Source organism: Shewanella intestini (genome assembly GCF_018221465.1).
Classification (GTDB): Bacteria; Pseudomonadota; Gammaproteobacteria; order Enterobacterales; family Shewanellaceae; genus Shewanella; species Shewanella intestini.
The window spans coordinates 130,800-143,605 of the sequence record NZ_JAAIKR010000004.1 but is presented as its reverse complement, the minus strand read 5'-3'; the positions used below and the strand labels follow the sequence as shown (position 1 = coordinate 143,605).

Annotated in this window: 17 protein-coding genes; 16 read left to right on the top strand and 1 reads right to left on the bottom strand. The window is 42.1% G+C overall.

The features are described 5' to 3' along the window. Nucleotides 1–71 precede the first annotated feature (71 nt). From G3R48_RS06480 to G3R48_RS06405, 16 genes are all read left to right on the top strand, one after another. Complete coding sequence (locus G3R48_RS06480) at nucleotides 72–1,034, top strand: calcium/sodium antiporter (RefSeq protein ID WP_153661760.1); 963 nt, start codon at nucleotides 72–74, stop codon at nucleotides 1,032–1,034. Between the two features lie 35 nt (nucleotides 1,035–1,069). Beyond that, the gene (locus tag G3R48_RS06475) at nucleotides 1,070–2,047 is read left to right on the top strand and encodes a KpsF/GutQ family sugar-phosphate isomerase (RefSeq protein WP_153661762.1); all 978 of its coding nucleotides are present in this window, start codon (nucleotides 1,070–1,072) and stop codon (nucleotides 2,045–2,047) included. After that, nucleotides 2,047–2,595, top strand: coding sequence for a 3-deoxy-manno-octulosonate-8-phosphatase KdsC (gene kdsC, locus G3R48_RS06470; protein WP_153661764.1), 549 nt, complete (start codon nucleotides 2,047–2,049; stop codon nucleotides 2,593–2,595). The genes G3R48_RS06475 and kdsC overlap by 1 nt, the downstream gene beginning before the upstream one ends. Further along, nucleotides 2,592–3,152: an LPS export ABC transporter periplasmic protein LptC gene (gene lptC, locus G3R48_RS06465; protein ID WP_153661766.1), complete on the top strand. Its 561-nt coding sequence runs from the start codon at nucleotides 2,592–2,594 to the stop codon at nucleotides 3,150–3,152. Before kdsC ends, lptC begins: the two co-directional genes overlap by 4 nt. Continuing rightward, nucleotides 3,139–3,777, top strand: coding sequence for a lipopolysaccharide transport periplasmic protein LptA (gene lptA / locus G3R48_RS06460; protein WP_153661768.1), 639 nt, complete (start codon nucleotides 3,139–3,141; stop codon nucleotides 3,775–3,777). Before lptC ends, lptA begins: the two co-directional genes overlap by 14 nt. Next, nucleotides 3,774–4,508 (top strand): LPS export ABC transporter ATP-binding protein, encoded by a 735-nt coding sequence (gene lptB, locus G3R48_RS06455; RefSeq protein WP_153661770.1) that lies wholly within the window; start codon nucleotides 3,774–3,776, stop codon nucleotides 4,506–4,508. Before lptA ends, lptB begins: the two co-directional genes overlap by 4 nt. Nucleotides 4,509–4,631: 123 nt before the next feature. Further along, a complete protein-coding gene (locus G3R48_RS06450) occupies nucleotides 4,632–6,125 on the top strand; it encodes an RNA polymerase factor sigma-54 (protein ID WP_153661772.1) in 1,494 nt (497 codons plus the stop codon). 26 nt (nucleotides 6,126–6,151) lie between these two features. Next, on the top strand, nucleotides 6,152–6,439 hold the full coding sequence (gene hpf, locus G3R48_RS06445) for a ribosome hibernation promoting factor (protein ID WP_153661774.1): 288 nt from the start codon (nucleotides 6,152–6,154) through the stop codon (nucleotides 6,437–6,439). A 2-nt stretch (nucleotides 6,440–6,441) separates the two neighbouring features. Next, nucleotides 6,442–6,885: a PTS IIA-like nitrogen regulatory protein PtsN gene (ptsN, locus tag G3R48_RS06440; protein WP_153661776.1), complete on the top strand. Its 444-nt coding sequence runs from the start codon at nucleotides 6,442–6,444 to the stop codon at nucleotides 6,883–6,885. Then, nucleotides 6,882–7,751 (top strand): RNase adapter RapZ, encoded by an 870-nt coding sequence (gene rapZ / locus G3R48_RS06435; protein WP_153661778.1) that lies wholly within the window; start codon nucleotides 6,882–6,884, stop codon nucleotides 7,749–7,751. The genes ptsN and rapZ overlap by 4 nt, the downstream gene beginning before the upstream one ends. 26 nt (nucleotides 7,752–7,777) lie before the next feature. Further along, on the top strand, nucleotides 7,778–8,047 hold the full coding sequence (locus G3R48_RS06430; protein ID WP_153661780.1) for an HPr family phosphocarrier protein: 270 nt from the start codon (nucleotides 7,778–7,780) through the stop codon (nucleotides 8,045–8,047). A gap of 96 nt (nucleotides 8,048–8,143) precedes the next feature. Then, nucleotides 8,144–9,505, top strand: a complete 1,362-nt coding sequence (gene mgtE, locus G3R48_RS06425) for a magnesium transporter (protein ID WP_153661782.1) — start codon at nucleotides 8,144–8,146, stop codon at nucleotides 9,503–9,505. A 240-nt stretch (nucleotides 9,506–9,745) separates the two neighbouring features. Further along, nucleotides 9,746–9,886: a hypothetical protein gene (locus G3R48_RS06420; RefSeq protein WP_153661784.1), complete on the top strand. Its 141-nt coding sequence runs from the start codon at nucleotides 9,746–9,748 to the stop codon at nucleotides 9,884–9,886. 28 nt (nucleotides 9,887–9,914) lie between these two features. Then, complete coding sequence (locus tag G3R48_RS06415) at nucleotides 9,915–10,160, top strand: transposase (RefSeq protein ID WP_194823836.1); 246 nt, start codon at nucleotides 9,915–9,917, stop codon at nucleotides 10,158–10,160. Between the two features lie 541 nt (nucleotides 10,161–10,701). Next, nucleotides 10,702–10,884, top strand: coding sequence for a hypothetical protein (locus tag G3R48_RS06410; RefSeq protein ID WP_153661788.1), 183 nt, complete (start codon nucleotides 10,702–10,704; stop codon nucleotides 10,882–10,884). 1 nt (nucleotide 10,885) lies between these two features. Next, nucleotides 10,886–12,196: a diguanylate cyclase domain-containing protein gene (locus tag G3R48_RS06405; RefSeq protein ID WP_153661790.1), complete on the top strand. Its 1,311-nt coding sequence runs from the start codon at nucleotides 10,886–10,888 to the stop codon at nucleotides 12,194–12,196. On the opposite strand, the gene G3R48_RS06400 is transcribed toward G3R48_RS06405, so the two are convergent. After that, complete coding sequence (locus G3R48_RS06400) at nucleotides 12,138–12,776, bottom strand: hypothetical protein (protein WP_153661793.1); 639 nt, start codon at nucleotides 12,774–12,776, stop codon at nucleotides 12,138–12,140. The genes G3R48_RS06405 and G3R48_RS06400 overlap by 59 nt on opposite strands. Nucleotides 12,777–12,806: the final 30 nt, after the last annotated feature.

Sequence of the window (12,806 nt, the reverse complement as noted above, 5' to 3'; positions counted from 1 at the left end):
ACTTCAGAGCTTTCATTTTTGTTTAAATCCAGCGAAAATGCGCATAACTTTCTATTTACTGTTAACCCATCATGCTTCTAAATATCGGTTTATTAATCGTTGGCTTACTTATTTTAGTCTGGAGTGCAGACCGTTTTGTTTATGGCGCCGCGGCCTTTGCTAGAAACTTAGGATTACCTCCTATGTTAATTGGCTTAACCATCGTTGCGATGGGCAGTTCTGCACCTGAAATGTTTGTCGCCAGTACCGCCGCGGTGAATGGTATGACTGACACCGCTATTGGTAATGTATTAGGTTCAAATATCGCCAATATTACCCTTATTTTGGGGCTCACCGCACTTTTAGGTGCGATTGCCGTTAGCGTTAAAACGCTTAAACGCGAAATTCCCTTAATGCTTTTAGCAACCTTACTTGCTGGTTATTTGCTTCACGATGGTGTACTAAGCCGAGTTGACGGGATTATTTTATTAGTGGCTTTTTTCGCCTTAATGGGATTTTTTATCTGGCAAGCTATATATAAAGAGACTCCAGACCCACAAAATAAAGAATTAGAAGCGGATATCCCCCAAAATGTCCCAATGCTTCATGCTACTATATGGTTAATTGTAGGCATGATTTTACTGCCGCTGTCGGCTGATTGGATGGTAGATGGTGCGGTCGGCATTGCAAAATACTTTGGGTTATCTGATCTTGTGATTGGATTAACGATTATCGCTGTAGGCACTAGTTTGCCTGAATTAGCCGCTTGTATCTCAGGCGTACTAAAAAAAGAAGATGATTTAGCCATCGGTAATATTGTCGGCTCAAACTTATTTAATATCCTTGCCGTTTTAGCACTACCAGGAATCATCGCCCCTGGTGAAATAGATGCATCAGCAAGCGGACGGGATTTTTATATGGTGCTGGGAACCAGTGCAGCACTCGCCATATTAGTATTATCAACTGGCGTGAAAAAACAGCTCACGCCTTGGCATGGCGTACTATTACTCATTACTTTTATTGCTTATCAATTCGTCATTTTTCAATCTCAATAAGTGACAAGTAACAAACGATTTAAAAGAGAGAACACATGGTAGATCAAATGCAATTGCGCCAATGGGGCAGCAAAGTAATCGATATTGAAAAACAAGCATTAGATAATTTATATCAATATGTAGACTCCGATGCTTTTGGCAGTGCTTGTGAACTCATCTTACAGTGCAAAGGTAAAGTCATTGTCATGGGGATGGGGAAATCAGGCCATATCGGCAATAAAATATCGGCCACATTTGCCAGTACCGGAACACCGGCATTTTTCGTTCACCCCGGTGAAGCCAGTCATGGCGACTTAGGCGCATTGGCTAAAAATGACATTGTATTAGCCATTTCAAACTCAGGTGAGTCTAGCGAAATTTTAACCTTAATGCCTGTTATACAACGTATGGGCGTGCCGGTTATCGCTGTCACTGGTAAACCGCAATCTAATATGGCCAAGTTAGCGAAACTGCACCTTTGCATAGAAGTGCCAGAAGAAGCTTGCCCACTTGGGCTTGCGCCGACATCAAGTACCACAGCGACATTAGCAATGGGTGATGCATTAGCGGTAGCATTACTGCAAGCACGCGGGTTTACGCGTGACGATTTCGCACTGTCGCATCCTGGCGGGTCATTAGGGCGTCGTTTACTATTAAAAGTTGACGATGTCATGCACAAAGATGCCGACCTTCCAATAGTGAAGCAAAGCATCTCCATCACCGATGCACTTTATGAAATCACCAAAAAAGGCCTTGGCATGACAGGGGTTGTCGACGATAAAAATAATTTAGTTGGTATCTTTACTGACGGCGATTTACGCCGAGTGATCGATGCGCAAATTAATTTACGAAATACCTCCATTGCACAAGTGATGACCCCAAACTGCGTCACTGTTCAAGCGGGTATTTTAGCCGCACAAGCCTTGCAAGTTATGGACGATAAAAATATTAACGGTTTAATGGTGGTCGATACACAACACCGCCCTGTTGGCGCGTTAAACATGCTCGATATGGTTAAAGCAGGAGTAATTTAATGCAACAAGGATTATATGGCCCAGTTTCAGACCTTATCTGGCAAAAAGCACAAAAAATAAAGCTGTTAATATGCGATGTTGACGGTGTATTTTCAGACGGGCGTATCTATTTAAGTAATACTGGCGAAGAACTAAAAGCCTTCCATACTCGCGACGGCTACGGCGTTCGCTCGCTATTAACGAGTGGTATTAAAGTCGCGGTGATCACTGGGCGTAAATCTAACGTCGTTGAACAACGTATGACCGCCCTGGGAGTGACACATATTTACCAAGGTGTTGATAATAAATTTGTCCCTTATGAGCAATTGCTTAACCTATATAACGTCACGCCTGATGAAGTGGCCTATATTGGCGATGATATGGTGGATTTACCGGTCATGAAAGCCGTCGGTTTATCCGTTTGCGTTGCTGACGGTCACCCATTTGTTATGACACATTGTGACATGACAACCAGCATTAATGGCGGCCATGGCGCTCTGCGTGAACTCACTGACTTAATCTTATTAAGCCAAAACAAACTTGCCGATGCCCATGGAATGAGCATATGAATCGAGTAACATGGGCTATTATTGCTTTTTTTGGTGCGGCGATCATCTTGTACTGGCAAGTACAAGTTAAACGCAACGCCCAGCAAGCTCAAATAGGAACATCTATAGAGCGCCCCGACTTTATTGCTAACAACTTAAAAACCATTACCTTTAATGAACAAGGTATCGTTGACAGTAAAGTTACAGCAAAACACATGGAACATTTTGAGTCGACTAACATGACTCATTTTACCCAACCGGTCTATTTAGTTTATCCACAAGATGGTCAAGCTCAATGGCGACTCAGTGCCAACAAAGGCAAACTAGATAAAGACTCAGGGTTAGTCACCTTATCTGATGACGTATTGATTGATGCAATCGACGTAAACGAACCATTGCAATCATTAAAAACCCAATATATTCAGCTCGACTTAAACACCTTAATAGGTACCTCATCTAAACAGGTCATTATTAATGGTAATGGATTTTCAATTAAGGGTATTGGTCTTCATGCTGACTTAAACACCCGAGAACTTACACTACTTGAACAGGTACAAGGAATTTATGAGCCACGTTAAATCTAACAAACTGTCATTGACTACAGTATTGTTGTCCATCGCACTAACTGGACTAGCCACCTTGCCCGCTCAAGCCAAACAAGGTGACTTACAACAACAAGTCAAAATTAGCGCAGTGAGCCAAAAAGCCGACATAAAAAATAACCAAATTATTTTCTTTGGCCCAGTTAATGTCTCGCAAGGCAGCATTAATATCAATGCCGACGAACTGCGCGCATTCACCTCTGAAAACTCAGTGACTAAAACATTAGTAGCAACAGGAACACCAGCCACTTTTTCACAAGAACTCGATGACGGCCAAGTGGGAACAGCGAGTGCTTCTGAAGTGCGTTATGACCTTGCTACCACAACGCTGACCCTCACAGGCAATGCTAAATTAGACCAGGCGGGCAGCCAAGTCACCGGTAATTTGATTCAGTACAACATTAACAAGCAAGAATTGATTGCTCAAAGTAAAGGCGATGGACGAGTGATTACCATTATTCAGCCTGAAAACTTCCAAGAGCAGCCTGACGATACAACTGAAAATCAACAAAATAAACCACAGCAACAACCGACTGAACAGCCAGCAAAACCCGTTACCGCTGACGTTTCAAACCAGAATAATGAGCAGGGAAATCAATGACAGAGCAAATCACTTTAACGGCTGAAAACCTGGCTAAGAGTTATAAAAATCGCCAAGTTGTTAAAGATGTCAGCTTATCGGTCACTACAGGGCAAATCGTAGGGTTACTTGGCCCTAATGGCGCTGGTAAAACCACCACGTTTTATATGGTTGTTGGCTTAGTCAAAAGCGATCATGGCCGCATTTTAATCAACCGCGACGATTTAACCTCAGATCCAATGCATTTACGCGCGCGCAAAGGTATTGGATACTTGCCGCAAGAAGCCAGTATTTTCCGTAAGCTTACCGTACATGACAACATTATGGCCGTGCTACAAACACGTTCAGAATTGTCAAAAGATCAACGCGTTGAAGAGCTGGAACATTTACTAGAAGAATTCCATATTACTCACATACGTGACAGTCAAGGTATGGCATTATCAGGTGGTGAACGTCGCCGCGTTGAAATTGCACGAGCACTGGCTGCCAATCCAAAATTTATTTTATTAGATGAACCTTTTGCCGGTGTCGACCCCATTTCCGTCATCGACATTAAAAAGATTATTCAACAATTAAAAACCCGTGGTTTAGGCGTCCTCATTACTGACCACAATGTACGCGAGACACTTGATGTATGCGAACGCGCTTATATCGTAAGCCAAGGTAATTTGATTGCTGAAGGAACCCCAGATGAGATCTTAAGTGATCAACAGGTTCGAGCGGTATACTTAGGTGAACAATTCAAGCTATAGTTATTGGCGTTTAATGATTTAATCACGACGCTGAAATTAGATAAACGCATGTAAAAGAATCTAATTATCAGTCGTCGGCATCGAAAAGTGTGTCTCTTAACGATACCTAGGGATAAGTGGTAAATGAAAGCGTCACTCCAGCTCAAAATGGGTCAACACCTGACAATGACCCCACAACTGCAACAAGCCATTCGCTTATTGCAGCTGTCTTCATTAGAGCTTCAACAAGAAATTCAACAAGCATTGGATTCCAATCCATTACTCGAGTTAGAAGAAGATTTTTACGATGCTACTGAAGCAGCTAAAGAAAATAAAAACCAATCAGACACCGACTTCAGTGAAGCGAACCAAGCCGTAAAAGAAAAAGACACCTCAGATATCGATATTGGCGAATCACTGTCAAAAGATGCCATGCCAGAAGATCTTCCAATGGACACCACATGGGATGAAATGTACACCGCCTCGTCAGCACCAAGCTCAGGAGCAAGCAGTGCTGGCATGCGTGAAGACGACATGCCATTTCAAGGTGAAACCACGGTTGGTTTATACGAGCATTTAGAGTGGCAAAAAAATCTTACGCCTTTCTCTGACACCGACCTCGCCATTGCAACGGCCATTATTGATGCGATTGATGACACCGGTTATCTCACCCAAACTGCTGACGATATTTTACATGCAATGGGTGATGAAGACGTTGAACTTGATGAAGTTGAAGCGGTACTAAAGCGCATTCAACATTTTGACCCCATTGGCGTTGCAGCGCGCGACCTCAGTGAATGCTTACTTATTCAACTGGCACAATTTTCAAAAGACACACCGCACATTGATAACGCAAAAATGCTGATTAAGGACTATTTAGACCTTATTGCTGGTCGTGACTTTAGACTATTAATGCGTAAAACTAAGCTAAAAGAGGACGAATTAAGAGATGCAATTTACTTAATTCAATCGCTTAATCCACGCCCGGGCGCTGCGATAACCCCTGCAGAAGATGAATACGTCATACCTGATGTATCCGTGTTTAAGAAAAGCGGCCGCTGGGTTGTCGAGCTTAACCCTGACAACATGCCGAAAGTTGGGGTTAATCAACATTATGCATCAATGGCGCGCAGCACTAAAAGCCAAGCTGACAGCCAGTTTATTCGCGGGCATTTGCAAGAAGCAAAATGGTTTATCAAAAGCTTAGAAAGCCGTAATGACACGTTATTAAAAGTCGCTACCTGCATTGTTCAGTTTCAACAAGGCTTCTTTGAATATGGCGAAGAAGCCATGAAACCAATGGTACTCAACGACATTGCTGAAGCCGTAGAAATGCACGAATCGACCATTTCACGCGTCACCACGCAAAAATACATGCATACCCCACGTGGATTATTTGAATTAAAATACTTCTTTTCTAGCCATGTCAGCACCGATGACGGCGGAGAATGTTCATCAACCGCCATTCGCGCATTTATTAAAAAACTGGTCGCGGCAGAAAATCAGAAAAAACCATTAAGCGACAGCAAAATAGCACAACTTTTAGCGGAACAAGGGATTAATGTTGCCCGCCGTACGATTGCAAAATATCGAGAAGCAATGCTTATTCCACCCTCAAATCAACGTAAGAGTTTATAAACATACTCAACACTGGAGGACGACATATGCAAATTAACCTAACAGGGCACCATATTGATATCACCGATTCATTGCGAGATTTTGTTAACAGCAAATTCTCAAAGCTTGAACGACATTTCGATCAGATCAATAATGTGCAGGTCATACTAAATGTTGACAAGCAACAGCACATCGCCGAAGCCAAAATTAGCTTAAACGGTAGTGAGGTTTTTGCGACCTCACAAAACAATGATATGTACACCGCCATTGACTCTCTGATGAATAAACTCGATCGTCAGGTAATTAAACATAAAGAGAAACTGACAAAACATTAACGATGGAAATAAGCACCATCCTGCAGCCGGAATGCACCACCTGTGCCACTCCGGGCAGTAAAAAAAAGGTATTGGAACTCATCAGTGACATGGTCGCTTTCCATCACCCAACCCTATCTTCGCAAGCAATTTTTGAAAGCCTTGTTGCGAGAGAAAAAAAGGGCAGTACAGGTATCGGCAATGGCATTGCAATTCCACATGGTCGTTTAGACCAAATTGAGCAACCCATTGCCGTATTTATCAAATGTGATGAACCTATCACATTTGACGCCATTGATGACAAACCGGTCGATTTACTCTTCGCCCTACTGGTACCCAAAGATCAATGTCAGCAACATTTAGCAACCTTGGCAGCAATGGCAGAAAAGCTAAGTGATAAACTTATACTCAAGCAGCTTCGTAAATCACAAGATGATAGCGAACTCTATCAGGTCATTACACAATGAAACTTGTCATCGTCTCAGGTCGTTCAGGTTCAGGAAAGTCAGTCGCACTTAGGGTACTTGAAGACCTTGGTTATTATTGTGTCGACAACCTTCCTATTCCACTAATTAATACCTTATTAGAGCAACTAAAAGGGACACATGAGTTTATTGCTATCAGTGTTGATGTCCGTAACATTGAAGAGCAAAGCAAAGAGCTTAAAGCACAACTTGAGCAAGCGGCTAGTGTCATTGAAATCGTTAGTTTTTATCTCAACGCCGATGACCAAGTCATCCTTAAACGTTATAGCGAAACCCGGCGTTTACATCCGCTTTCTAAAAACCAACTATCACTGCAAGAAGCCATTATCGAAGAAGGAAAACTGCTAGAGCCCGTATCTAAAATTGTTGATCATTACATCGATACCTCAGAATTAAATATTTACCAACTGAGCGACAAAGTACGTGAAATATTACTGGGCAGCGTAGATAAAGAGCTCGTGATTAATATCGAATCTTTTGGCTTTAAACACGGTATGCCTAAAGAAGCTGATTTTATGTTTGATGTCCGTTTTTTACCAAACCCACATTGGGAACCGGCACTACGTCCGCTAACCGGACTCGATATGCCAGTACAAGAGTTTTTAGGCCGCCAGGCGCAAGTAAACAAATTCATTTGGCAAATTGAAAACTTTTTTGACACTTGGATGCCACATTTAGAGCGCAATAATCGCAGTTATGTGACCATTGCCATTGGCTGCACCGGTGGCCAACATCGCTCGGTTTATATCGCAGAGCAAATTGCCAAACGCTTAAAGACCCATCTAAAGCACCGCATTAATGCCCAGCATAGAGAACTAAATAAAAATGGCAGTCACAGCCACAAATAAATCCACGTTATCGCGAGAACCGCTTTATGTTGCAACGCCAGGTCACGATTTCTAACAAACTCGGTTTGCATGCTCGAGCGGCAACGAAACTGGCTACTCTCGCCGCCACTTTTGATGCTCAAGTCACCTTGCATCAAGGCAACAAACAAGCCAGTGCCGCCAGCGTACTTGGCATTCTGATGTTAGAAAGCAGTTTTGGCAAAACCATCACCCTCAATGCTCAAGGGCAAGATGCCCAAACCGCGCTTGATGCAATAAGTGCCTTAATTGATGCAAAATTTGAAGAAAGTTGTTAAGTAAATACCGATAAACACCCGAATCTTAAAAACTTTTAGTGATGCCGTATTTGTTAAGCTACCATTAGCACATAATATTCTTGCAAGGGTCTATCAATGGGTATCGAAGTATTAGATGCTGAGTTAACAGAACAAAGACTCACAAAACTCACCCAAGCGCTCAGTAGTGGCATGTTTGTTCATGTCAGAAATATGCTGCATGACATGGCGCCTTCTGATGTTGCATTAATCTTAGAATCCTCCCCCCCTCGTAGCCGACAAGTATTGTGGCAACTTATCGATCAAGAACAAGCCGGTGAAGTATTAGAAGAACTCGGTGAAGAGCTAAAAGACTCATTAATTAGCAGCATGACACCAGAACGCCTTGCCCAAGCCACGGCCGGAATGGATACCGACGACCTTGCCTATATTCTTCGTTCCTTGCCTGATACGGTTTATTTACAAGTGTTGCAGTCAATGACCAGTCAAGATCGTCATCGTGTTGAACAAGCACTAAGTTACCCTGACGACACCGCTGGCAGTATTATGAATACTGATACAGTAACCTTACGACCTGATGTCAATATCGATGTCATTTTGCGCTATTTACGTCAACGCGGTCACCTACCTGAAACTACCGACATGCTGTATGTTGTTGACCGTCAAGACCGAGTATTAGGTGGAGTCAGGTTAGCAGATCTACTCACCTGTAACCCCAGTGAAACCGTTCGCGCGGTTATGGATGTCGAATTAGAGAGCATTCCTGCCAACATGCCAGCAAATGAGGTTGCCCAACTATTTGAACGCCACGACTGGGTTTCGGCTCCTATTGTTGATGACGACGCCAAATTACTCGGGCGAATTACCATTGATGATGTAGTCGATGTGATCCGCGAAAATGCTGAACATTCCATGATGGGAATGGCAGGTATGGATGATGATGAAGACACTTTTGGCCCTGTAGTTAAAAGCACTTTTCGCCGCTCAGTATGGTTAACGATCAATTTATTTGCTGCATTACTGGCCGCCTCCGTCAGTAATATGTTTGAACACACCCTTGAACAATTTGCCACTATCGCAATTTTAATGACCATTGTGCCCAGTATGGGGGGCGTTGCAGGCAACCAAACCTTGGCCTTAGTGATCCGCGGTATTGCCCTTGGTCATATTGGTCAAAGTAACTCTCGTTGGCTTATCGGTAAAGAGCTTGCTATCGGCTGCTTAAATGGCATTATGTGGGCCATACTGGTATTTTTCGCGGTATGGTTATGGAAAAGTGATATTGCCTTAGCAGGCCTTATTGGCGGTGCAATGCTAATTAATATGACGGTTGCGGGCTTAGCCGGAGCGGCAATTCCGCTCATCTTAAAACGCCTCAATATTGACCCTGCACTTGCTGGCGGCATGGTATTAACCACCGTCACTGACGTTATCGGTTTATTTGCATTCTTAGGCTTGGCAACAGCCTTTTTAATGTAACGGTTTAACCAAGTCTCATCACATCTGTTCAATCACATCCGCCAAATACTAAGCACCAAAAATAGTGCACCCGCACTATTTTGGGGCCTTAGTCATCATGCTCATTTTAATTGAGCAAATTAACCCTCTGATAAAAAACAATAAAATAATATATTTAGTTTGGCACAAAAATTCCATAGCAATAACATACCCATAAAGAGGTATGTACGTTTATCATTAATGAACAAGAAGGAATGTTTGATGAAAGCCACTAAATTAACTCAACGAACCCCACTTTCCTTAATGCTTAGCAAACTGAGCTCGCAAACCAAAAATTATTGGTGTCAGCAACAACAGTTCTATCGTCATCTTGGTTTAAGTATCTGGGATGTCGAATCATAGGGTATTGAGCAAATTGAAGGAGCACGCGATGAATGACCTTAATAATAAACCAAGCTCATTTAAACAATGGATAATTTTAGAAGTGACTGAGCACAATAAATTATTGTCTCAAGTTGCTAAAGAACATGGTATTTCTGCTAAAAAGATCTACCAATGGATTAAAGCATCACAAAGCTCAAAATGTAAACAGCAAGATGACATCATCGGTGAAATAGCGCTGTTACAACAAAAGTTAGCTCACTTGAACAAACAGCTTAGCCACTTACAACAATAAATCGGCTATATCGCTAACGATAAATAAGTTTCACCCGAATACAGTTGCGTCAAACAAAAGCTTTTGGCAAGAGTGCAAATGCAGCTATCAACGACCCCCAGCGTTGGTATCAACATAAACAGGTCTGCTTAAACCCGAATGTTGCACTCTTGCCCCTCTTTGATTTATGAATGTCTTCTCCACGCCTCGCTATCTCGGCTTGGTATGGTTATTGATGCTAAAAGTCACACCATTCAATTAAACAAATCAAGCAGTTAAAAAAATAACAACTATAATTTTCAAAACAAAAGGATTTTGTGAACTCTAGCTGCATAGCGCAATACGTTATAAACCCATAACGAAAGTAGATGGACCTTTAACAGCTCGACTTATTCATACAATGACGCATTGCTACCTAGCGTGTTTTTAGGTGGTAGTTAGGTAATGAACCAAAGTGATATTGAAGCAATTAAAGACCATATACAGATATGGCAACCAATAGCACAAACGCATCAATGATTGCACTCAAAATCCAACCTTCTTTACTATAATTGGATATCAAATGAAACACGTTGATGATTGGGTTTACACCTTACTTATCCCTGCCGACAATGACGTTATGACTTTCACCATCATTCATGCAACTACAACATATATCGCAACGAAAACACAGCCAACAAGTATCCATTCACCAACCGTTTATCCGCGTTTGAATAAGCATACTCAACGATACGGTGAGTATTAATATGACCCTTTCTCGCAGATTAAAACTCACCGTGTTTTTTTGTTTTTTATTGACATTAGTCATCGGGCTTACGCTAACTGAAGCGCATAAATACCAGCAAAAAATTTATCATCAACTTGAACATTCAATGACAATCCAACTCAATATAGACAGCTTACGTTCACAGTTATGGATGTATCACGAATCGATGGACCAAAACGCCCTAACCGCCTTACAAAAGCACCAAAACCGTTTAGCTACAACGTTATCGAACAACATAGATTGGAGCCTCCAACAACGCAGCATATTACAAAATATTAGCCACCTAAATGCTGATATTAGCGTACTGATTAACGATCAATCTCAACCACATTCTCGTTTAAATGATGATGCACGGTTATTAAAGTCACAATTTAGTCAGTTAATTGAATCAATGACCCAAGAGATGTCTAGACTTCACAACACCACCATCAAACAAGCCCGCAACATGCAGCAAATGTTATTAATTTTCAATGGGATGGTCTTATGTGTTTTAGCTGTTTTAGTCACGGTTTGGTCATTTATCTCTTTAAAAAGGTTTAAACGCGGCTTTTTAATTTTTTCCCGTGAAATGGAAGAAGTGGCAGAAGGAAATTTATCAAGGAAAACAGCACATCATGTTGATGATGAATTTGCCATTCTCATCCAACGTTTCAACCACATGAAGCAGTCTTTAAATAACATCACTATCAAAAAGCAAGAATTAAAGCGCGAAGTAAAACGCCAGACACAAGAGCTCATTAACCAGCAACACAAGCTGACTTTTTTAGCCGAGCACGACGAATTAACCGGCAGCCTTAACCGCCGTGCCTTCATCAAACAAATAGACCGAGCTATATCACGCAACCTACGCACACAAGACTGCGCCGCCCTACTTTTTATTGACCTAGATAAATTTAAAGCCATTAACGACAACCACGGTCATAAAATGGGAGACTGTGTTATAAGAACCATTGCTAACAGGTTAAATTTAGCAGTTAGAAATACTGATATTGTCGGCCGTTTAGGTGGCGATGAATTTGTTATATGGCTTGATATCATTAAAGACCGAGTTGATATTGAGGCCAAAGTTAGCGACATTTTACACGCCATCAAACAACCCATATTGATCAATGGCTATCACTTCCAAGTTGGGGCAAGTATTGGCATCAGTCAATTTCCTACTGACGGAAATGACAGTGCCAATTTAATCATGGCAGCAGATACCGCCATGTACCTCGTAAAAGAAGACCCCACTATTGAGTTTTTACACTTTCGACAGCGTTATCTTCAACCACCATGTAACGCTCTTTAGACCAATCATATTGATAAGTCACGCCTTGCCAAACATAGTAAGGTTTATTATTACGTATAACGACTTTGGCGTTGGCAGGTAAACTATGCAAGCCGCTGTCATAAGCCATATGAGTGGTACGTTTTGATAATGGTGCAGCTTTAGGGATAATTTTTATCGGGGTCACAACTGGCGTGGGTCGCACATATCTTTGAGCATGAATATAGCGTCCATTCCAATGGCGTTTATCCCATGAATTCCAACGCCACGGATCATAAAAACCACTGATCCAACCAATGCCGACACTTTTTCTCCATCGACTATCCCAACTCGCGCCCCAATGCCAAGGATCGCGTGCATGGGAATAATGCTTTTTATGATGCTTAGAATGATCATGATGGTGACGCTCATGATGTAAACGCTTATGGGGATACAAAGCCGCGTGATTAAGGATCGCAAATTGGCTCATAACTACTTGCGATGAAGCTAACACAGCCCCAGAAGATGTCGCCATTGCCGGCGTCATGCTTACCCCCCGAAACACACTACAAAAAAGTAACATGACGGCCACTTTTCGAGGGCGAACAAAACTCATATTCATGGTGTTACCTCGTTCTACATTAGCATGAGT